This is a genomic window from Diaphorobacter sp. HDW4B (assembly GCF_011305535.1).
Taxonomy (GTDB): Bacteria; Pseudomonadota; Gammaproteobacteria; order Burkholderiales; family Burkholderiaceae_C; genus Diaphorobacter_A.
The window spans coordinates 1,398,985-1,421,350 of the sequence record NZ_CP049905.1; the positions used below are offsets into that span (position 1 = coordinate 1,398,985).

At 58.5% G+C, this 22,366-nt stretch carries 16 protein-coding genes; all 16 read right to left on the reverse strand.

Features of this window, described 5'->3' with window-relative positions; translation table 11 throughout:
- Positions 1 to 67: 67 nt before the first annotated feature.
- The gene (locus tag G7048_RS06650; RefSeq protein ID WP_166067370.1) at positions 68 to 1,546 is read right to left on the reverse strand and encodes a glutamate synthase subunit beta; all 1,479 of its coding nucleotides are present in this window, start codon (positions 1,544 to 1,546) and stop codon (positions 68 to 70) included.
- Between the two features lie 104 nt (positions 1,547 to 1,650).
- Positions 1,651 to 6,384, reverse strand: a complete 4,734-nt coding sequence (locus G7048_RS06655; protein WP_166067372.1) for a glutamate synthase-related protein — start codon at positions 6,382 to 6,384, stop codon at positions 1,651 to 1,653.
- Between the two features lie 183 nt (positions 6,385 to 6,567).
- Positions 6,568 to 7,266: a transposase gene (locus G7048_RS06660; protein WP_166067373.1), complete on the reverse strand. Its 699-nt coding sequence runs from the start codon at positions 7,264 to 7,266 to the stop codon at positions 6,568 to 6,570.
- A gap of 91 nt (positions 7,267 to 7,357) precedes the next feature.
- The gene (locus tag G7048_RS06665; protein ID WP_240933196.1) at positions 7,358 to 8,098 is read right to left on the reverse strand and encodes a hypothetical protein; all 741 of its coding nucleotides are present in this window, start codon (positions 8,096 to 8,098) and stop codon (positions 7,358 to 7,360) included.
- A gap of 92 nt (positions 8,099 to 8,190) precedes the next feature.
- Positions 8,191 to 9,714, reverse strand: coding sequence for an alkaline phosphatase (locus G7048_RS06670; RefSeq protein WP_166067374.1), 1,524 nt, complete (start codon positions 9,712 to 9,714; stop codon positions 8,191 to 8,193).
- Positions 9,715 to 9,752: 38 nt separating this feature from the next.
- Positions 9,753 to 11,171: an alkaline phosphatase gene (locus G7048_RS06675; RefSeq protein WP_166067375.1), complete on the reverse strand. Its 1,419-nt coding sequence runs from the start codon at positions 11,169 to 11,171 to the stop codon at positions 9,753 to 9,755.
- Positions 11,172 to 11,278: 107 nt separating this feature from the next.
- Positions 11,279 to 12,202, reverse strand: coding sequence for an SAM-dependent methyltransferase (locus G7048_RS06680; RefSeq protein WP_205750344.1), 924 nt, complete (start codon positions 12,200 to 12,202; stop codon positions 11,279 to 11,281).
- 5 nt (positions 12,203 to 12,207) lie between these two features.
- Entirely contained in the window at positions 12,208 to 12,837 is a 630-nt protein-coding gene (locus tag G7048_RS06685; protein ID WP_166067376.1) for a DUF1415 domain-containing protein, read from the reverse strand.
- Between the two features lie 89 nt (positions 12,838 to 12,926).
- Positions 12,927 to 14,117: a deoxyguanosinetriphosphate triphosphohydrolase gene (locus G7048_RS06690; RefSeq protein WP_166067377.1), complete on the reverse strand. Its 1,191-nt coding sequence runs from the start codon at positions 14,115 to 14,117 to the stop codon at positions 12,927 to 12,929.
- A 69-nt stretch (positions 14,118 to 14,186) separates the two neighbouring features.
- Complete coding sequence (aroB, locus tag G7048_RS06695; protein WP_166067378.1) at positions 14,187 to 15,323, reverse strand: 3-dehydroquinate synthase; 1,137 nt, start codon at positions 15,321 to 15,323, stop codon at positions 14,187 to 14,189.
- 166 nt (positions 15,324 to 15,489) lie between these two features.
- Positions 15,490 to 17,058, reverse strand: a complete 1,569-nt coding sequence (locus G7048_RS06700; RefSeq protein ID WP_205750345.1) for an Ig domain-containing protein — start codon at positions 17,056 to 17,058, stop codon at positions 15,490 to 15,492.
- Between the two features lie 17 nt (positions 17,059 to 17,075).
- Positions 17,076 to 19,220: a type IV pilus secretin family protein gene (gene pilQ, locus G7048_RS06705; protein ID WP_166067380.1), complete on the reverse strand. Its 2,145-nt coding sequence runs from the start codon at positions 19,218 to 19,220 to the stop codon at positions 17,076 to 17,078.
- Entirely contained in the window at positions 19,217 to 19,771 is a 555-nt protein-coding gene (locus G7048_RS06710) for a pilus assembly protein PilP (protein ID WP_166067381.1), read from the reverse strand. Before G7048_RS06710 ends, pilQ begins: the two co-directional genes overlap by 4 nt.
- On the reverse strand, positions 19,768 to 20,451 hold the full coding sequence (locus tag G7048_RS06715) for a type 4a pilus biogenesis protein PilO (RefSeq protein ID WP_166067382.1): 684 nt from the start codon (positions 20,449 to 20,451) through the stop codon (positions 19,768 to 19,770). Before G7048_RS06715 ends, G7048_RS06710 begins: the two co-directional genes overlap by 4 nt.
- Positions 20,441 to 21,067 carry a PilN domain-containing protein gene (locus tag G7048_RS06720; protein ID WP_166067383.1) on the reverse strand — a complete coding sequence of 209 codons (627 nt, stop codon included), beginning with the start codon at positions 21,065 to 21,067 and terminating at the stop codon, positions 20,441 to 20,443. Before G7048_RS06720 ends, G7048_RS06715 begins: the two co-directional genes overlap by 11 nt.
- Complete coding sequence (locus tag G7048_RS06725) at positions 21,064 to 22,143, reverse strand: pilus assembly protein PilM (protein WP_371747656.1); 1,080 nt, start codon at positions 22,141 to 22,143, stop codon at positions 21,064 to 21,066. Before G7048_RS06725 ends, G7048_RS06720 begins: the two co-directional genes overlap by 4 nt.
- Between the last annotated feature and the right edge of the window lie 223 nt (positions 22,144 to 22,366).

Genomic DNA, 22,366 nt, shown 5'->3' on the forward strand with positions numbered 1-22,366 from the left:
ATCAAAAAAGCGCCTTGATCGTTACCGATCAAGGCGCTTCGCGCAATCAACCCCGTGAGTCAGGATGTCAGCGTGGCAGTTCGCTGATACCCATCAGGAACTCGTCCACCGAGCGTGCAGCCTGACGGCCTTCGCGGATCGCCCACACGACGAGCGACTGGCCACGGCGCATGTCGCCGGCGGCGAACACCTTGTCCACGCTGGTGGCGTAGCCGCCCATGAAATCGGTGCTGGCGCGTGCGTTGCCGCGAGCATCCTTGTCCACGCCGAAGGCTTCGAGCACGGCGGCGACCGGGCTCACAAAGCCCATGGCCAGCAGCACCAGATCGGCCTTCAGGACTTGTTCGGTGCCGGGCACTTCGGTGAGCTTGCCGTCCTTCATTTCGATGCGGACCGTCTTGAGCGCGGTGACCTTGCCCTTCTCGCCGATGAATTCCTTGGTGGCGATGGCGAACTCGCGCTCGCAACCTTCTTCGTGGCTCGACGAAGTGCGCAGCTTGGTGGGCCAGTACGGCCAGACCAGCGGCTTGTTTTCCTGCTCGGGCGGCATCGGCATCAGCTCGAACTGCGTGACGCTGGCAGCGCCGTGGCGGTTCGATGTACCCACGCAGTCGGAGCCCGTGTCGCCGCCACCGATCACGATGACATGCTTGCCATCGGCGCGGATCTGGCCCTTGAGCTTGTCGCCAGCGTTGATCTTGTTTTGCTGCGGCAGGAATTCCATCGCGAAATGGATGCCGTCGAGGTCGCGGCCCGGCACGGGCAGGTCACGCGACTGCTCTGCGCCGCCGGTCAGCAGCACGGCGTCGAATTCCTTTTGCAATTGCTCGGGCGTGACGGTTTCCTTGGCCCAGTTGGTGACCTTGGAGTCCTTGCCCAGACCATCCTTGGCCGCGCCAACAAACACACTGGTGCGGATCTTCACGCCTTCGGCAACGAGCTGTTCGGCGCGCTTGTCGATGTGCGACTTTTCCATCTTGAAGTCTGGAATGCCGTAGCGCAGCAGGCCGCCGATGCGGTCGTTCTTCTCGAACAGCGTCACGTCATGACCGACGCGGGCGAGCTGCTGAGCCGCAGCCATGCCGGCAGGGCCTGCGCCGATGACGGCGACCTTCTTGCCGGTCTTGACCTTGGCGGGCATGGGCTTGACCCAGCCTTCTTCCCAGGCGCGGTCGATGATGGCGTGCTCGATCGACTTGATGCCGATGGGGTCGTCGTTGATGTTCAGCGTGCAGGCTGCTTCGCACGGTGCGGGGCAGATGCGGCCGGTGAATTCCGGGAAGTTGTTGGTGCTGTGCAGCACCGTGATCGCGCTCTTCCAGTCCTGGTGATAGACGAGATCGTTGAAGTCCGGAATGATGTTGTTGACCGGGCAGCCGTTGTTGCAGAACGGCGTGCCGCAATCCATGCAGCGCGCGCCCTGGATCTTGGCCTGCTCGTCATTGAGCGCAATGACGAATTCCTTGTAGTTCTTCAGGCGCTTGTCGACGGGCTCGTAGCCCTCGTCGATGCGCTCGTATTCCATGAAGCCTGTGGTCTTTCCCATGATCGTGGTGTCCTAAAAATTTATGAATTCGAGTGCTTGGTATTGCGAAGAAGCGAAGAAGCGAAGGACAAGCGCGCTGTACGCGCCTGTCATTGATCTTTTTTTTACTTCGCTGGAGCCACTTCCTTCTTGGCCTTGGAGGCAACCGAGGGAGTTGCTTGCTCTTCCAGCACCTTGCGTTCATAAATTTCCGACAGCGCGCGCTTGTACTCGGTCGGGAAGACCTTCACAAACTTGCTGCGCGATGCGGCCCAGTTGTCCAGCAGTTCGCGGGCACGGCGGCTGCCGGTCCAGCGAGCGTGGTCGTCGAGCAGCTTCTTGAGCTGTGCTTCGTCGGTCTGGTCACGGTGCCAGATGCCACGTGCGACAGTCATTGTCTGCTCTTCGGCAGGCAGGATGCGTTCGAGCGACACCATGGACATGTTGCAGCGCGAGTCGAACTGGCCGTCTTCGTCGTAGACGTAAGCGACACCGCCGCTCATGCCCGCTGCGAAGTTGCGGCCGGTCTTGCCCAGCACCACAACGGTACCGCCAGTCATGTATTCGCAGCCGTGATCACCCACGCCTTCGACCACAGCGGTGGCACCCGACAGACGCACTGCGAAGCGCTCGCCAGCCACGCCAGCGAAGAAGGCTTCACCGCGTGTGGCACCGAACATCACGGTGTTGCCGACGATGGTGTTGGCCGTCGATGCGCCACGGAATTCATGGCTTGGACGCACGACGATGCGGCCGCCCGACAGGCCCTTGCCGGTGTAGTCGTTGGCTTCGCCGGACACGTTCAGCGTGACGCCCTTGCACAGGAACGCGCCGAACGATTGACCGCCCGTGCCTTCGAAGTGGATGCGGATGGTGTCATCCGGCAGACCTTCGGGGTGCACCTTGGTCACAGCGCCCGACAGCATTGCACCGACGGAGCGGTTCACGTTGCGCGCCACTTCCATGATGCGCACGGATTCGCCGTTCTGGATGGCGGGCTGGCAGCGCTCGATGAGCTTCACGTCCAGCGCTTGTTCCAGCTTGTGGTCTTGCTTTTCGACGTGGAAACGGGCCACGTCGGCAGGCACAGGTGCCAACGCGAACAGACGCGAGAAGTCGAGGCCTTGTGCCTTCCAGTGTTCCACGCCCTTGCGGGTGTCGAGCAGATCAGCGCGGCCAATCAGTTCGTCGAATGTGCGGATGCCCAGTTGCGCCATGATCTGACGGACTTCTTCAGCGATGAAGAAGAAGTAGTTCACCACGTGCTCAGGCTTGCCCGAGAACTTCTTGCGCAGCTCTGGGTCTTGCGTGGCAACGCCGACTGGGCAGGTGTTCAGGTGGCACTTGCGCATCATGATGCAGCCTTCGACGACCAGCGGAGCCGTTGCGAAGCCGAACTCGTCAGCACCCAGCAGCGCGCCGATCACCACATCGCGGCCGGTCTTCATCTGACCGTCGGCCTGCACGCGGATACGACCACGCAGGCGGTTGAGCACCAGCGTCTGCTGCGTTTCAGCCAGACCGATTTCCCAAGGCGAACCCGCGTGCTTGATCGACGACCAAGGCGATGCACCAGTACCGCCGTCGTGACCGGCGATCACCACGTGATCGCTCTTGCACTTGGCGACGCCAGCGGCAATCGTGCCCACGCCCACTTCGGACACCAGCTTCACCGAGATGTCGGCATGTGGAGCCACGTTTTTCAGATCGTGAATCAGTTGCGCCAAGTCTTCGATCGAGTAGATGTCGTGGTGCGGTGGTGGCGAAATCAGACCCACGCCCGGCACCGAATAGCGCTGCATGCCGATGTATTCGGACACCTTGCCGCCTGGCAACTGACCGCCTTCACCGGGCTTTGCGCCTTGCGCCATCTTGATCTGAATCTGATCGGACGAGACGAGATATTCCGCCGTCACACCGAAGCGGCCCGAAGCCACTTGCTTGATCTTGGAGCGCAGCGAATCGCCGTCGCACAGTTCGATGTTGGCCATCACCTGCGCTTCGCCAATCACCGAAGCCAGCGTTTCACCCTTCTTGATTGGAATGCCCTTGAGCTCGTTGCGATAGCGCTTGGGATCTTCGCCGCCTTCGCCCGTGTTGCTCTTGCCGCCGATGCGGTTCATCGCCACGGCGAGCGTTGCGTGCGCTTCGGTGGAGATCGAACCCAGCGACATCGCGCCGGTGGCGAAACGCTTGACGATCTCTGCAGCAGGCTCGACCTCTTCAACGGCAATCGCCTTGACAGGATCGACCTTGAACTCGAACAGACCGCGCAGCGTCATGTGGCGCTTGCTCTGGTCGTTGATGAGCTGTGCGTATTCCTTGTACGTGCTCCAGTTGTTGGCACGTGTGGAATGCTGCAGCTTGACGATCGCGTCAGGCGACCACATGTGTTCTTCACCGCGAGCGCGCCAGGCGTATTCGCCACCGGCATCGAGCATGGTTTCGAGCACGGGGTCGTCGCTGAAAGCGGCCACGTGATTGCGGATGGCTTCTTCAGCCACTTCAAACACGCCGATGCCTTCCACGCGGCTGGCGGTGCCGGTGAAGTACTTGTTGACGGTCTCGCTGTTCAGGCCCACCACTTCGAACAACTGCGCACCGCAGTAGCTCATGTAGGTGCTCACGCCCATCTTGGACATGATCTTGGAGAGACCCTTGCCCACGGCCTTCACGTAGTTGTAAATGGCCTTGTCGGCAGACATCTCGCCCGACATGTCCTTGTGCATCTCGGCCAGGGTTTCCAGCGCGAGGTAGGGGTGCACGGCTTCCGCACCGTAGCCAGCCAGCACGCCGAAGTGATGCACTTCGCGGGCTGAACCGGTTTCAACGACCAGACCCGCCGTGGTGCGCAGACCTTCACTCACCAGATGCTGGTGGATGGCCGACAGCGCCAGCAGCGCAGGGATCGCCACTTGCGTGGCCGAGATGTTGCGGTCGCTGATGATCAGGATGTTCGCGCCACCCTTGATTTCATCCACGGCCTGCGCGCACAGCGACGCGAGCTTGGCTTCCACGCCTTCCTTGCCCCATGTGAGCGGGTAGGTGATGTCGATGGTCGCGCTCTTGAACTTGCCGTGCGTGAACTTCTCGATCTCGCGCAGCTTGGCCATGCCCTTGAAATCAAGGATGGGCTGATGCAGTTCGAGACGCATCGGCGGGTTCACCTGGTTGATGTCCAGCAGGTTGGGCTTGGGACCCACGAACGACACCAGCGACATCACGATGGCTTCGCGAATCGGGTCGATCGGCGGGTTGGTCACCTGCGCGAACATCTGGCGGAAGTAGTTGTACAGCGGCTTGTTCTTGTCGGACAGCACAGCCAGCGGGCTGTCGTTGCCCATCGAGCCAATGCCTTCTTCGCCGTTCTTGGCCATTGGTGCCAGCAGGAACTTGATGTCTTCCTGCGTGAAGCCGAAGGCTTGCTGGCGCTCGAGCAGCGGCAGCGCGGAGACAGGCTGCTGCACATCGGTAGGCAGGCTCACTTCGTCGAGCTTGATGCGCAGGTTCTCGATCCACTGCTTGTAAGGCTTGGTGTTGACGACGTTGGCTTTCAGCTCATCGTCTTCGATCAGGCGGCCTTGTTCCAGGTCGATCAGCAGCATCTTGCCGGGCTGCAGACGCCACTTGCGCACGATCTTGCTGTCGGGCACGGGCAGCACGCCGGCTTCGGAAGCGAGGATCACCAGATCATCTTCCGTCACCACATAACGCGATGGACGCAGGCCGTTGCGGTCCAGCGTGGCGCCGATCTGGCGGCCATCGGTGAACACGATGGAGGCCGGGCCGTCCCATGGCTCGATCATCGCGGCGTGATATTCATAGAACGCGCGGCGACGCTCGTCCATCGATTCGTGCTGCTCCCAAGGCTCCGGGATCATCATCATCACGGCCTGGCTGATGGGGTAGCCAGCCATGGTCAGCAGTTCGAGACAGTTGTCGAACGTGGCGGTGTCGGACTGGTTGGCGAAGCTGATGGGATACAGCTTCTTCAGATCATCGGCCAGCACGGGCGACGCCATCACGCCTTCGCGCGCCAGCATCCAGTTGTAGTTGCCGCGCACGGTGTTGATTTCACCGTTGTGCGCCACATAGCGATATGGGTGAGCCAGCGGCCACTCAGGGAAGGTGTTGGTGGAAAAGCGTTGGTGCACCAGACCGATGGCCGAGACGCAGCGCTCGTCAGCCAGATCCTTGTAATACACGCCCACTTGGTCAGCCAGCAGCAGGCCCTTGTAGACCACGGTGCGGCTGCTCATGCTCGGAACGTAGTATTCCTTGCTGTGCTTGAGCTTGAGGTTCTGAATGGCGGCAGATGCGGTCTTGCGGATCACATACAGCTTGCGCTCGAGCGCGTCCTGCACGATCACGTCAGCGCCGCGGCCGATGAAGACCTGGCGCAGGATGGGTTCCTTTTCCTGCACGGTGGGCGACATGGGCATGTCGCGGTTCACCGGCACATCGCGCCAGCCGAGCAGCACCTGGCCTTCGGCCTTGATGGCGCGTTCCATCTCTTGCTGGCAAGCCAGACGCGAAGCATGTTCCTTGGGCAGGAAGATCATGCCCACGCCGTATTCGCCGAGCGGTGGCAGTTCCACGCCCTGCTTGGCCATCTCTTCGCGGTAGAGCTGGTCGGGGATCTGGATCAGGATACCCGCGCCGTCGCCCATGAGCTTGTCAGCGCCCACGGCACCACGGTGGTCGAGGTTTTCCAGAATCTTGAGCGCGCCGGTCACGATGTCGTGGCGCTTCTCACCCTTGATATGGGCGACAAAACCCAAGCCGCACGCATCGTGCTCGTTGGACTTCGAATACAAACCGTGCTCTTGCAAGTACTGGATTTCTGCTGCCGTAGTCATGGCGCTCTTCCTCAATTTATCGCGGGGAATGCAAGAGTAGTGCAATGCAACATATGGACGCAAGCATTTTAATTGGGGTCAGAACACCAAATTAAAATTCACTATTTTGGTGCATTGAAATTAGGGACATATCAAATTCAGCAGCAATAAGCCCTTTCACATCAACCACTTCTCAGAGATTTTTCACTCTTCCGTTTTGGCGTTCGAAGGCCGTCCTACGCGCGCCTTGACCACCCGGCGCGCGGTCGACTGTTGCAAAGACGCCAGAAAATCTGCATCGCCCAACGCCCAACCATTGAGCGCGCTGTCGGTGATCGCCATCTGCTCGGCACGTCCGATGCCCTCTCGCACCATCACCGCATAGGCCTCGTCCCGCGCAAAAGGCGTGTTGCCCAATGCCCAGTAAAGCGGATGCGGCGTGATCAGCCGATCCGAGCGCAGGCCGATGTAATGCCCGTGGCTGGACCAGCGAAAGTCCGCCGGATCGTTGCACAGCCCATCGCGCACCGGGTTCAAATCGAGATACACCATGCACGGGAGCAGATACCGCTCAGCCTGCACCAGCGTGTTGCGATAACGCCCTTCCCACAGCGTGCCCGAGCGCCCATGCCGCTGGTTGAAATACCGCACATAGCGCCGCCCGACGGCCTGCATCATCAACGTGATGCCGCGCTCGGTCTGCGGCGTGGCGAGCAGGTGGAAGTGATTGTCCATCAGCACATAGGCGTGAACCGCCACTTGCTGCTCGCGCGCGTATTCGCACAGCAGCCCCCACATCATTTCCCGGTCCGCCGCATCAAAGAAGATCGGCTGACGATTGTTCCCGCGCTGGATCACATGATGCGGGTAACCGGGGAGCGTGAGGCGAGGAAGTCGGGCCATGAAAGTGGAGAACGGTGGATGCTGAGGGTGATGATAGCCCTCGCAACACACCCTTCCTGCACTTCGGCCCTCCATCCGCCCTCCATCCGCCTCAATCCAGCAGATCGGAATAGTCGCCGCGTTCAAAGTCCTTGGTCGCCAGCCAAGGCTGCGCCAGCGGCAAGGGCAGACGCTTGGCAGTGATCACGATGCGCTCCATGCCATGGGCGTCCTTGCGCTCCACGCGCTGCGCAAACTGGTTCGCCACGTCCCAATCGATCAGTGTCGTCTGCTCCCCGGCAACGCTGCGGTAGCGCTGCAAGCCGTTGACGGGCTTGCCCACGCGCTCCATGTTCTGCAGCGATGCGGGCGGCACGATCCAGTAGACGTTCTCGAACGAGCCACCAAAACCCACGTTGCCATGGTGCGCCTCGTCGACCGAAATCACACGTTTGAGCTTGGCCAGCACGGCTTCGACGCTCACCTTGCCATCCTCTGCACGCTTGATGAACAGCGGCGCGCCGCGCGCCTCGTCGTGTGCATGTCCAGCATGCGGACCATGCGCGTGCTCATGCCCATGGCTGTTGCTGTGCTGGAGCGCCTCGGGCAACTCGCGCTCGATCCAAAGCTGCGCGCTGCGCCGGTACACGCGGTTGGTGTAGACACTGCTGCGCTGCACGCCATCGCTGCCGATGCTCATGGCTTCATAGGTGATGCGAAGATCGATTTGCGGGGCGGACTGGATGCGCTGCGTTGCCGTCAGCATGACTGGCTCGGCGGCCACAGATGCAATCGGCGCCACCCACATGGCTGCGGTGCCACAGATTGCAAGGGTCTGAACAAACTTCTTCATGATCATCCGATATCCGATTCCCAAATGCCGATGTGAACCGCCGCTGCTGCTCCCCTCTCCTTTTGCAAGAACGAGGACAGCAGCCCAGTGCATCACAGTCCTGCAGCTTCCTTCACCTTGGAAAATACCTTGGTGTTGTCTACCGTTCCCTTGAAGATCTTCGCGCCCGCGCCACCGGCAAACAACATCACGTCACCGCCGCCGTGGGTCTCCGATCCGGGCGTGCCGAGGTTGATGCCAACTTCCTGAAGATAGTTGTCATCGGTGGTGTCGACCGCAGTGATGTCTTCGCGCGAGGCGCCACGTGCGGGAGCGATCCAGGGCTTGTTGCCGTCTTCCGCATTCACCTTGCTCGCAGCCGAGTCGTTCGGTCGGCCACCGTTGCCGAACACCAGCGTGGTGTACGGCTTGCCATCCTGCGCCTTGGCGATGTCGCCGCTCTGGTAGTCCTTGACCTTGCCAAGAATCGGATTGCCGATCTTCGAATAACCGTTGAACACCATGTTGTGATCGTGATCCGCAGTCACCACGATCAGCGTGTTCTTCAGCCCCGGATCTTTCTTTTCCATATAGGCCATTGCGGTTTCGATGGCATGGTCCAGAGCCAGCGTGTCTTCCAGCGCACGCTTGGCATTCGTGCCGTGCAACGCGTGGTCGATGCGGCCACCCTCCACCATCAGGAAGAAGCCCTTGTTGTTGCGCGAGAGCACATCCAGCGCCTTGCTCGTCATGTCGGCGAGGCTGGGCTCGTCCAGCTTCTGCTTCACGCGATCAAGCTCGTAGGCCATCTCGCTTTGCGTGAACAGGCCAAGCAGCTTGTTGGTGGACGTGGCGTTCAGCGACGCCAGCTCGCTGCCCTTGCTCACATAGGTGTAGCCCTTGGCCTTCATCATCTCGACCAGATTGGCGTCATCGCTGCGTTTGCTGCTCGGGTTGACCGACTTGGGCAGATAGTTGCGTTGACCGCCACCCATCAACACATCCACACCATCCCCCAGACGCGTGTTGTACCTGGCATGCCCCGGCACGGACTGCTCGGCAATCGTGTTGTAGCCGTTGCGATTGCAGATGTGCGCATATGTGGCTGCTGGCGTTGCGTGGCCCACGCGCGTGGTCGAAACAGCGCCCACGGCGCGCCCCTGCGCCTTGGCCAGTTCCAGCAGCGTAACCGCCGGTTGGCCGTTGCTTGTCGCACAAGTCGAATCTTCTCCATTGATGTACTGCTTGCCATCCGCCGCATAGGCAGTGGTTTCCGCAGACATGGAGATGACTTCGTTGTTCATCTTCACGCCCGTCATGTACGCCGCCATGGACGGCGCGCTGTCGGTCGTCTGACCATCGCGCGAGAAGGTCTTCACGCGTGCGGCGAATGGCAGCGACTGCATGGCAAGCTTCGCACGCTCGCTGCTGACAAGCGAGCCTGGCGCTTGTGCCAACTGCTTCTCGCCCTTGTAGATGCGCGCCGCAGTCACGGTGACCGGCCCCATGCCATCGCCCAGGAAGAAGATCACATTCTTGGCCTCGCCAGCCGCATTGGCTGCGACAGACGACAGCAGTGCGAGCGATCCGGCAAGCACTGCTGCGAGAGAGTTCTTGCGATTGAATTTCGGGTGCATTTTGTATTCCTTGCGTGTTCTGATTCAGAAGTTCGGCATCACAGATTGATGCTCTTCTTGATGAGCTTGAACACGTCGGTGTTCTCGATCACACCCGAGAAGGAATCGGCACCGGCCCCCTGCGCGCCCAGAAAAACATCGGCTCCGCCATGGGTCTCGGTGGCCAGCGGCACCACCGCTTCCTGCAGATAGTCGCGGCTCTCAAGCGACGCCTCGTTGATGGCAGCGCGAGCCGCCGGGCGGTTCGGTCCGTTGCCGAAGCCCAGAATGGTGTACGGATTGCCGCCAACGTCCGTGGACGCCTTGCCATCCACGTAGTTCTTCACCAGCCCCAGAATGCCGGGCTTGCCGGCTTCCGTCTTGCCGGTACGCTGCGCATAACCGTTGAGATGCATGGTGTGGTCGTGATCGGCCGTCACCACCACCAGCGTGTTCTTCAGTCCGGGATCGAGCTTTTCCATTTTCGCCAAAGCGGCCTTGATGGCATCGTCGAACGCCACGGTATCCTGCAGTGCACGGCGCGCGTTGGTGGCATGAAGCGCGTGGTCGATACGACCACCCTCCACCATCAGGAAGAAATTTTTCTTCTTGGCCGCAAGCACATCGATGGCCTTGCCCGTCATTTCGGCGAGGCTCGGCTCCTTGCTCGCATCGCGATCCAGGTCGTAGGCCATGTGATCCTTGGTGAACAGGCCCACCACTTTGCTGCCATCCACCGGAAGCTTGTCGAAGTCGGCCTTGCTGGCGGCAACGCTGTACTTCTGCGCCTTCAACTCGGTCATCAGGTTGCGGGCATCGTTGCGCTTGCCACCATCGGCCTTGGGGGTGAAGTAGCTGGAGCCACCACCAAAGATGACATCCACGCCATCCCCCAGCGCCGCGTTGTAGCCCTTGCCTGCGGGCACCAGCGCTGCGGCAATGGTGTTTTCCGCATCACGATGGCAGACGTGCGAATAGGTTGCGGCAGGCGTGGCATGCGTGATGCGCGTCGTGCTGACCACGCCCGTGCCATAACCCGCAGCCTTCATTTGCTCCAGCAACGTCGGCACCGCTTTGCCATTGGTGGTGGGGCAGGTGCTGTCGAAATTCGTGTGATAAGGCTTGCCGCTCGCGTCGGTGGCCTTGGTGTCGGCCGTCATGGAGATGACTTCGTTGTTCATCTTCACACCAGTCATGTAGGCTGCCATCGACGGCGCGCTGTCCGTGACTTGCGCGTCATTGGAGTAGGTGTGAACGAACGCGGTTTCGGGGAGCTTGTCCATGGTGAGCTCACCGTCTTCCCCGACGCTGTAAATGCGCGCGGCGGTCAGGGTCGTGATGCCCATGCCATCACCCAGAAAGAACAGCACGTTCTTCTTCGTGTCGCTCTCGGGATGAACAATGCCGCCACCACCACCGCAGGCGCTCAACAGCACGGCGCTGCAGGTCAGCGCACTGCACAGCAATTTCCGATTCATTCGAATTCCCTCCAAGTTGAGCGAGTCACTTTAGAGAGAGCCAGTGACCAGTCTGTGACAGTCACCGTTGCAGGAACAGGGTCAGCCAGCAGCCCCCTTCGGCAGGATCATTCCGGGCTGACGACGCTCGCTGGCAATTGCGCGAAGCGATGTGCCATCGAATCCTGCAGACCGAACTCCTTGAGGATCGCCGCCAGGCGCTCTGCCGCGCTGCGCTTTTTCTGACCGGTGTAGCGCGCCAGAATCAGCTCGTTTTTCATGCTGTGTTCCCAGCCGACCAGCTCGGTCACGGTGACTTGGTAGCCGCTGGCTTCCAGATACAGGCAACGCAGCACGTTGGTGATCTGACTGCCCAATTCGCGCGTGTGGATGGGGTGCCGCCAGAGTTCCGCAAGTGGCGTGCGCGTAAGCTGCAGCGCCTTGCCTTGGCGAAGGCAGGCGGCCACTTCGGCCTGACAGCAGGGCACGAGCACCATAGCCTTGGCCTTCTTTTCCAGACCGAATGCAATGGCGTCGTCGGTCGCGGTATCGCAGGCATGCAGTGCGGTGATCACATCGATCTGCTCGGGCAATTCCTGCGACTGCGTGGATGCGGCGACCGAAAGGTTGAAGAACTTCATGCGCCCGAACGTCAGTTGCTTGGCCAACTCGCGCGAGCGCTCCACCAGTTCCGCGCGCCATTCGATGCCATAGATTTCGCCGCGACCGAGTTGCTTGAAGAACAGGTCATAGAGGATGAAGCCCAGATACGACTTGCCCGCACCGTGGTCCGCCAGCGTGGGTGCGTGATCGTTGGCCGCCAGTTCGGTCAACAGTGGTTCGATGAACTGATAGAGGTGATAGACCTGCTTGAGCTTGCGACGCGAATCCTGATTCAACTGGCCTTCGCGCGTGAGAATGTGCAGTTCCTTGAGGAGCTCGATCGACTGGCCCGGACGCAGTTCGGCGAGCACCGCAGCCTTGGCGGCTTCGGCTTTGCTGGCATGCTTTTGCACGTCGGGCGCGTGTGGATTCTTTTGCTTGGTCGCCATGCTCGTCACGCCTTTGTCTGCTGTTGCTGCATATGCGGGCAGGCATGCGCGCCGACGTCGAGCGCATCCCAACCTGACTTGCCCAGCTTCTCCAGCACGTCGATATTGCGCTCGAAGATTTCTTCGGCTTCGGGGAACGCTTCCACCGCGTTGTCGATGCTGTCTTCGCGCAGCAGATGCAGCGTGGGATAAGGCGTGCGGTTCGTGCAGTTGCTCACGTCGTCCACATCGGTGCCGTCGAACTGGAACTGCGGATGGAACGAAGCCACCTGCAGAATGCCGCCAAGATCGAGCGCTTCGACCATGTCGTCGGCCAGCTCCAGAAAATCGTTGAAGTCCAGAAAATCCTCAAGACAGTCCGGCGCCATCAACAAGGTGGTGTCGCGCTTTTCTGCAGAGATTTCGGCGAGTGCTTCGAGCTCGCGGTGCAGGTCTTCCGCCAAGGCGCGCGCATCCGTGGCGTGGCTCACGACGTAGTGGATCTGCCCCTTCACATGCACGCCCTTCGCGAACGGGCACAGATTCAGACCGATCACGGCCTTTTCAAGCCAGTTGACGGTGTCGGCGACGACCTGGCTGTCGCGCGCGGCCAAGGCGGAATCTGTGGAAGGCGTTGAGTGGTTCTCTTCGGACATGTATGCAATTCGTGGGGACTCAAGGGGCAGTATTTTAGGCCCCTGCCTTTTTTGCACCCGCTGGCGGGTCTTGCACTCGCCCTTGCGCGTCAGGCGTTGAGCAATCGCTCGCCCGTCAGGCGCTCATGTTCGCGGCCTGCATAACGGTCGGTCATGCCCGCGATGAAGTCCGCCACCACGCGGGCGCGCTTGAGCACATCGCCCGCCTGCGCTTGCGAAGCCTGTGCAGCGGGCATCTCGGAGGGCTTCTCGAAATAGATCGCAAACAGTTCCTTGACCACCTGCTGCGCGTGCACCATGGTGCTCATCACCTGCGCATGGCGATACAGCTCGCGAAACAAAAACTGCTTGAGCGCCAGAGATTCGGAGCGCATCGCGTCGGAGAAATGCACCAGCGAAGGCCCATTGCGCACATCGTCCACCGTACGCGGTGCATGCTCGGCGATGGCTTGCGATGTCGCTTGAATCACGTCGTACACCTGATCACTGAGCATGCGGCGAATGGCTTCGTTGAGCAGCCGGCGCTGGCCGGATTCGGCCTGCAGTTGTGGATAGTCCGCCAAGGTCTGCAAGCGATAGCGCTCGAACAGCGGCACGGAACACAGCTGCTCCATGCTGATGAGCCCCGAGCGCACACCGTCATCCACATCGTGCGCGTTGTAGGCGATCTCATCGGCGAGGTTGCACAGCTGCGCTTCGAGACTCGGCTGCCAGCCGCGCAGAAAGCGCTCGCCCACACCATGCGGCTCGCGCTGCTCGATCAGCTCCGCATTGCGCCGCGAGCAATGCTTGAGAATGCCTTCGCGCGTCTCGAACGTGAGGTTGATGCCGTCGTAATCCGGATAGCGCTCTTCCAGCATATCGACCACGCGCAGGCTCTGCAGGTTGTGCTCGAAGCCGCCGTAGTCCTTCATGCATTCGTTGAGCGCATCCTGTCCTGCATGGCCAAACGGCGTGTGCCCCAGGTCGTGCGCCAGACAGATGGCTTCGACCAGATCTTCGTTAAGCCACAACGAGCGCGCAATCGAACGACCGAGCTGCGCCACTTCCAGCGAATGCGTGAGCCGCGTACGGAACAGATCACCTTCGTGGTTCAGAAAAACCTGCGTCTTGTAGACCAACCGCCGAAACGCCGTGGAGTGCACGATGCGATCGCGATCGCGCTGGAACTCGGAGCGCGTTGGCGCGGGCGGCTGAGGAAAGCGACGCCCGCGGCTTTGATCGGAATGACAAGCATAGGAAGCGAGAACAGAATGCGTTGTCGTAGCGTTTGTCGGCATCACGTTCAACTCGTCGCTCCTTGGCAGCTTGTCACTCGACCTGTTCAGTACCCAATGCTCAATCGTTGTTCAGTCGCAGTTGGCGTCGATCACTTCACGAACTAGCGCATCCGGCGCGGGTCGCATGATGGCCTTGCCGGGCCCGTCGATCAGCACAAAGCGAATCTCGCCCGCTTCCGATTTCTTGTCGATGCGCATCAGTTTCAGATAACGACCTGCGTTGTCGTCGGCATCAATGCGCGGACCGCGCACCGGCAGCCCCGCGCGCTCGATCAGGCGACGCAGACGCAGCACAAAGGCCTCATCCACCAGACCAAGTCGCTTGGACAACTCCGCTGCCATCACCATCCCGGCCGCAACGCCTTCGCCATGCAGCCACGCACCATAACCCATGCCTGCTTCAATCGCATGACCAAAGGTGTGGCCGAAATTCAGAATCGCACGCAGCCCGGACTCGCGCTCGTCTTGGCTCACCACCCAGGCCTTGATCTCGCAACTGCGCTTGACCGCATGCGCAAGCGCCGCACGGTCGCGCTGCAGCAAGGCGTCCATGTTCTCTTCGAGCCAAGAGAAAAACTCCATGTCGTAGATCGGCCCGTACTTGATGATCTCGCCAATCCCCGCCGCCAACTCGCGCGCAGGCAAGGTGTCAAGCGTATCCAGATCGCACACCACCAACTGCGGCTGGTAGAAAGCGCCGATCATGTTCTTGCCCAGCGGATGGTTGATGGCCGTCTTGCCGCCCACGGAAGAATCCACCTGCGAAAGCAGCGTCGTCGGCACCTGCACAAAAGGCACGCCGCGCATGTAGCTGGCAGCAGCAAAGCCTGTCATATCGCCGATGACGCCACCACCGAGCGCAAACAACACGGCTTTGCGGTCAGCGCCATTTTCGAGCAGCGCGTCGAAGATCTTCTGCAATGTTTGCCAGGTCTTGTACTCCTCGCCATCGGGGAGAACGACCGTGTGCACGTTCTTGTAATGCGAAGCAATCGACTGCTTGAGCTTGTCCGCATACAAAGGCGCAACCGTCTCATTGGTCACGATGAATGCCGACGTCGCTTTGGGCAAAGCCGGGTTGCCGTTCAACCCTTCCAGTAGATGCCCACCGATTTGAATCGGATAGCTGCGATCACCCAAGTCAATATCGACCTGCGAAAACGCATGAGATGAGGAAATGTTGGAGTGCACGGTGGGACTGGACATGGAGAAAGTGTAAGCGACATCAATTGCCTTGGTTATTGCAAACGTTCTCGCTTTCGAACTCCAAGGCTCTTCAGAAACAACAAAGCCCCAAGGAATCCCTTGAGGCTTTGCTTGATTCCACCGAATGGGCTGCTTGTGCAACCCTATGGAGCCTACACCAGCCTTATCAAGGCCCAGTTGTAGTAGTGCCTGTACCTGTTGTTGGCGGTGTAACGATTGCAGGGCAATTCGTCACATTGACCGTTACCTTGCGTGTGCTTGTCAAAGTAGTACCCTGAGTCGCTGTAACAACATAGGTGTACTGATTGCATGCAATACCGTTCCCTACCGCTGTAGGCGATGTGGGAGTACCCGAAAGCACACCCGAATTGCCCGATGCATTCATCGTCAACCAACCTGCTGGCTGCACGGTCCAGGTAATGGCCTTGGTTGGATCACCACCGGTTGCCGAGAACGCGTAGACGTATTGAGCACCGCTGGTCGCATCCGGAAGCGCGCAAGCTGTTGAGAGATCGGAGGAGCAGCCGCTCAGTGTGATATTCAAAGGCGTGTATGTCGGAGTTCCACCCACTGTCATCGTCACATTCTGTGTGGCAGTCTTGCCTATAGCGTCAGTGACGGTCAGCACAAACTTGTATGTGCCAGTGACATTGGCAGACGGGACACCAGAAATCAAACCAGTACTGCTCAACGACAACCCAGGAGGCAGAGCGCCGGAACTGGACCATGTATATGGCGCATTACCACCAGTGGCGCTCAGGACGAAACTATATGGTGTGGCAAGCGTTGCATCGTCGATTGGGGTTGTCGAAATGGTCAGCGGGTTGGATGATGCCACTTCTGCATTGGCCGTGACAATCAAAAGTGAGGAAATGGGATCCTGAATACCGTTGGCCACATTGTTATCCGCGCGGTCCGTCACAGCCTCAAGCAGGATCGGACCTGCATTTGCGCCACTTCGAAGTGCAAATGTGCCGACGCCACCGATGCTCGAAATCTGCAAGACGCTACCTACTTGAGTTCCCCACGACAGCTTGGCACCGGTGGCCGCAGCGGTCGTTGGACGAATGCTGAGTTGCAAGTTGGCGGCTGTTGGGTTGGCGATAGCCTGATTGGCATCATCAAAGATGTTTGCCTGAACTGCCACACTGCTTGGCAGATTGCTTGCATTCAGTTGCGTACCAAGAGTCACACCGGCTTGCGCACGCTGGGTGACCCAAGCGGCCTTACCAGTTGCTGCACCAACCGTGATGTCTACGCTGGCAGCATATTGTTTCTTGTCACGCGGATCGGTGACCGTGCATGTAACGCGCGCCGTACCTGCTTGCGTACCTGCGTGAAAGTGGAAAGAGTTTCCACCCGAGTTGGAGCCCAAGGTGACGGAACGATATGCGTTTGGGACACCGTCTGTTTCGTGTGATGGATTTCCGTCCAAATAGTACAAGGCCCCAGAATCCAGCCCTGCTGCAGTGTTGCAAGCAAAAATATCTTCTCCTCCTGGAATGGGCTTTCCTCCAGACTCCGCACTCACATAAAGAGTGGTTGTGTATTGAGCATAGGCCCCTGTAGCAGGACCATTCTGTCCTGGATTGGCATTCAGAGGCAATTGCGTCTTGTCAGCTCGCAGCGTGATGCTGTACTGCTGAGCAGATTCGCCACCGCTGCCGCCCCCACCACCACAGGCAACAAGCGTCGCCGCGACCAGCAGCGACGACAGTCTAAAAATTGTTTTCATCTCATTCACCTTACAAATTAACGGACTGGTCCACGATCAGAAATTACCTTTGGTGTGATGAACACCAAAACCTCATTTTTGGTCGATTGGCGAGATCGGTTCTTGAAAAGATTGCCCAGCACCGGTACATCGCTCAAGAACGGGACCCTATTCTCTTGGTTTGTTTCTTCCATGGTGAAGATACCGCCAATCACCACCGTACCACCGTTCTCCACCAAAACCTGCGTTTTCACATGCTTGGTGTCGATGGCAACGCCTTGAGTCGTTGTCTCACCCCGGCTATCTTTGTTGACATCCAAATCAAGAATGATATTGCCCTCTGGAGTGATCTGCGGTGTCACCTCCAACTTCAGAACGGCCTTCTTGAAGGAAATCGTCGTTGCGCCATTGGGCGCTGTGATCGAGTATGGGTACTCCGTACCTTGTTCAATCAACGCCTTGGTTTGATCAGCAGTAATCAAGCGCGGGCTCGACACAATCTTGCCCTGACCGTCCGCCTCCATGGCAGAGAGTTCCAAAGTCAGAAAGCGATTGGCTGCTGAATTGAAAATCGACAAGGCGAAATTGCCAAATGCGGATGCGTTGGCCAAAGATGCAGGCAAATTCACGAAATTGCTGTCAGAGGAATAGCTGGTACCAGTAAGACCGGCTGCTGCATTTGCGTTGGCAGCACTGGAGCCCATTGCCACACGGTTTCCGCCGCCAATGCTGTACCCTCCATCTCCGCCATTTTGAGCACGAAGATCGCCACCACCGAGCTTCACACCCAATGCACGACCGAACGTATCACGCGCTTCGACGATGCGTGCCTCAATCAACACTTGACGCACTGGCACATCCAGATTCATCAGAAGTTGGCGTACTTCCTCCAGCTTACTGGGAGTGTCGGTAACGAACAATTGATTGGTGCGAGGCTCTGCAATTGCGTGACCACGAGCTGTCAGAAAACGCGACCCACTGCTGCCGCCTCCGCCCCCACCAGCGTTCGTCGTGAGTTGGGCCAACATGTCAGAGGCTTTAGCATAATTCAGTTGATACGCTTGAGTCCGCAATGGCTCCAACTTCTCAATGGCCTGAGCTGCCTCGAAATCCTTCTTCGTCCGCTCATCAATCTCATCCTTCGGCGCAACCCACAGCACCGTTCCAGACTTGCGCATGCCTAGGCCCTTGGCATCCATGATGATCTGCAATGCTTGGTCCCACGGCACATCCTTCAAACGGAGTGTCAGTGATCCAGTCACGGTATCAGACGTCACAATATTGAAATTGGTGAAATCCGCGATCACCTGAAGCAGGGAACGCACTTCGATATTCTGGAAATTCAGCGACAGCTTTTCACCGGTGTATCCAGGACCTTGGGACAACTTGCTCAGGTCCACCTTTTTCTGGCGCACTTCGATGACGAACTGGTTGTCGCTCTGGTAGGCACTGTGCGTCCACTCACCCACCGAATCGATCACCATCTTCACGCGCTCGCCGTCTTGCGAGCTGCTGATCATCTGAACGGGCGTACCGAAGTCAGACACATCCAGTCGACGACGCAGGCCTTCTGGCAGCGACGAACGCATGAATTCAACCACCAGAGATTTGTTCTGTTGCTTGATGTCCACGCCGACCTGGCTGTTCGTCAAACCGACAACGATACGACCCGCCCCATCGGCACCGCGACGGAAATCAACATCCTTAAGAGGCTGGGCGTCTCTATTGTGGTCTTCTGCAAACTTGGTTGCCACGGGCATTGGAACCGATGCGTTGCCACCCACCGCGCCCAATATCACCAGCAAGCTGTTGCCTTGAATCTCCGCCGAATAAGTGGTCGCCTGCTTCAGGTTGATGACCACGCGCGAGCGCGATGCGCCTTGAGCAATGTTCGCCGACTTGAGATTGCCCTGATTGATTTCAATGGCACTTTTGCCTGTGCCATTGGAGACATCCGGAAAATCCAACGCAATCCGCGCCGGCGACTGAACAACAAATCCGGCCGGGACCTCGGCCAGCGGCTCCGAAAGATCAATCCGCACCACCTCCGCGCCGCTTTGCGTGAAGCCCGAAACCGATTGAATGACGCCGCCTGCGTGAGCGAATGTCGTGCCGAACATCGCAACGATTGCGATGCTCGCCGTCCCAAGCATCTCTCGAAGATTCATTTTTCTGTTGATCATTTCTTTCCCTCTGGACCTTCCTGCAGGTCAAGCGTTGCTGGACGTTCGATCCAATCGCCAGATGGATCCTGGACAATTTCTCTCAACTGAACACTGGTTTCCGAGACCTTGGTCACTAAACCGTAGTTCTGCCCCAGATGATTTCCAACCCGTACCTGATACAGCAGCTTGTCGACCCGAATCAGGGCAATGGGCACACCGTTCTTGTTCATGCTGCCCACCATATGGATGGCGTCCAGCGGATACGACTCCAAAGGCTCCTTGCGACGCGCCAGCTCAGGCGTTATCAAGGCGGAGTTGACAGACGAAGCGTTCGAATCACGCTTCAACGCCTGCGTCAACCGCATGGCTTCAAACGGATCCAATGCGCTGTCCAGCCCATACTCTGCCGGCACGAATTGCTTGGGCTCCTCAATCGGCGCAATCTTGGGTTTGATCGTGGTACGCAACTCGGCCATCCACGTCCGCAGTTCATTTTCGTCATCCGACGCGCAGCCTGACAGCAAGGCCAAGCCGCACAACAACAATGCTAAAGATGCGTGCTGCTTCATTTCTTTTTCCTCGCAGCTTCGGCTTTTTTCTGCTCCGCGATTTCATCCTGATCGAGATAGCGGAAGGTCTTCGCCGTGGCATCCATGGCCAGTGTTCCACTGCCATCCTTCGAGTTCACTGGCGTGATCGAAAGATTGTTCAAGGTCACGATTCGCGAGAGGTTGGCAATGTCGGAAGCAAACGAGCCTATATCAGGATACTTGCCAGTCACACGTACCGTGATCGGCAATTCTGCGTAGTAATCCTTGGCAATCACTTGGCCGGGGCGGAAGGTTTCAAACTGCAAACTGCGTCCCAGCCCCGCTTGATTGATATCGGAGAGCAACGCAGACATTTCGGACTTACTAGGCAGCTGCTTTTCCAACTGCGTCACGTACTGCTGAACCTGTTCACGTTGCTTCTTCAACGCTTCGAGGCTCACCGCCTTGGTCAGCTTCTGTGTGTACTCATCACGCAGAGTCACCTCTTTGGCCTGCTCCGCCTTCAATTGATCTTCGTAGTCCTGCAGCCAAAAATACCAAGCGACACCCACAACTGCTGCTGTGATGAATACACACAGCAATATCTTGGGCAGGATTGGCCATTGCGTAGGGTCTTTCGGGTCCAGATTGGAAAACTGCCGCTGCAGTTTCGCCTGAACCTGTGCCATATCGAACTTTGGAGTGCGCTTACTTGCCATTCGCAGCTCCCTTCTTCTCTGCCTTTTGAGCAGCATCCGCTTCCTTCTTGAGGTCGGAACTGCGCATCAATTGGAATCGCATCTTGAACGACGCAACACGTCTCACGTCCTTGGGAGACAGGGTTGCGTTGGCTGCCACAATCTCCAACAGTTCCGGCTTGGCAAACCAAGGCGTGTTGCTTGACAGATTGCGCAGCAACTCCGACACCCGCTCGTTGGACTGCGCCATACCCTGCATTTCGACGACCTGATTGGTCTGCTTGACACCAGTGATGTAAATGCCATCCGGCAGTTGCGCAGCCAACTCCTTCAACATATAGACGGGCAAATTGCGGTCAGCCTGTAGGTCTTCCACCGCTTTCTGGCGAGCTCGCAAAGCAGCGATTTCTCCCTCGATATTCGCAATTTCCTTGATCTGTTCGTCCAGCGCCTTGATCTCCTGCTGCAAAAACGCATTGCGCGCTTGCTGAGTCTCGATCTGGTTCTGATACCACATATACACCGCGCCCGCGATGAGCACGCCCAAAACGGCCGCCATGAACATGGTGACCTGAAACGCCTCTTTCCGGCGTTTTCTGGCAGCTTCTCTGTGAGGAAGCAGGTTAATCAATATCACTGCAGAAACCTCCGCATCGCCAACCCACACGAAGTGAGATATGTCGGCGCCTCTCGTACCATTTTCTTGAGTCGAACGGAGCCCGATATCTCCATTCCGTCAAAAGGATTGACGGTGGAGCACGCAAAGCCCGTGTTCTTTGTCACGGATTCCGTCAGACCAGCCAAAGGCGCAGAGCCACCGGCCAGCATGATGTGATCGACGCGGTTGTATGGGGTGCTGGTGAAGAAGAACTGGAGTGCGCGGGCCACTTCCTGCGACAGGCTGTCCACGAAGGGACGCTGCACAGCGGAGTTGTAGTCTTCGGGCAAATCGCCACTGCGCTTCTTCGATTCGGCTTCTTCCTGCGAGAAACCATATTGGCGCACGATCAACTGGGTGAGCTGCGACCCGCCAAAAGCCTGATCGCGGTCATACAGCACTTCATCGTTGCGCAGCACTTGCATGCTGGTGGTCATGGCACCGATTTCGAACAGAGCGACAACGGCGTCCTTGCCCTTGTTCGGCAGTGCTTCCACGAGACGGTTGGCGGCCATGCGCGATGCGTTGGACTCGATATCGACCACCACAGCCTTCAGGCCTGCTGCTTCTGCCAGGCCTTGACGATCCTGCACCTTTTCCTTGCGGGATGCAGCAATCAGCACATCGATATCGTCAGGAGCGGACTTGTTGGGGCCGACCACGCAGAAGTCGAGACTCACCTCATCGAGCGAGAACGGAATGTATTGATTCGCCTCCGACTCGACCTGAATTTCCATTTCCTGTTCGCTCAGGCCACCGGGCAGCGTGATGCGCTTGGTGATCACGGCCGAAGACGGCAAAGCCAGGGCCACTTGCTTGGTCCTGGTGCCGCTTTTTTTCACGAGGCGCTTGATGGCCTCCGCGACTTCTTCAAATTTCTCGATGTTTCCATCGACGATCCAGCCGCGCTCCAATTGTTCCATTGCGCAACGTTCGAGCACGTACGCACCGGCCTTGTCGCGACCCAATTCCACGAGCTTGACACTGGACGAGCTGATGTCTATCCCAAGCAATGGGGCAGACTGCCTACCAAAAAGTGACCCCATTGTTATCAAGATCGCCTCCCAAATTTTTGCGCTGATTGAGCGCAACAAAACTTAACACTTCACATGAATGCTATCAGTAAGGTTGTTATCCAGCAAAGAGTTTTGGACATTTCGGCACCATACGCCGTTGTCAAAAGCAGACGCTCTCTTCCGTCATCTTTCCCTGTAGAGACCGATAAATTCGATCAACACATGATGAAACGCCAAGCGGCGGGACAGTTTTTATAATGCA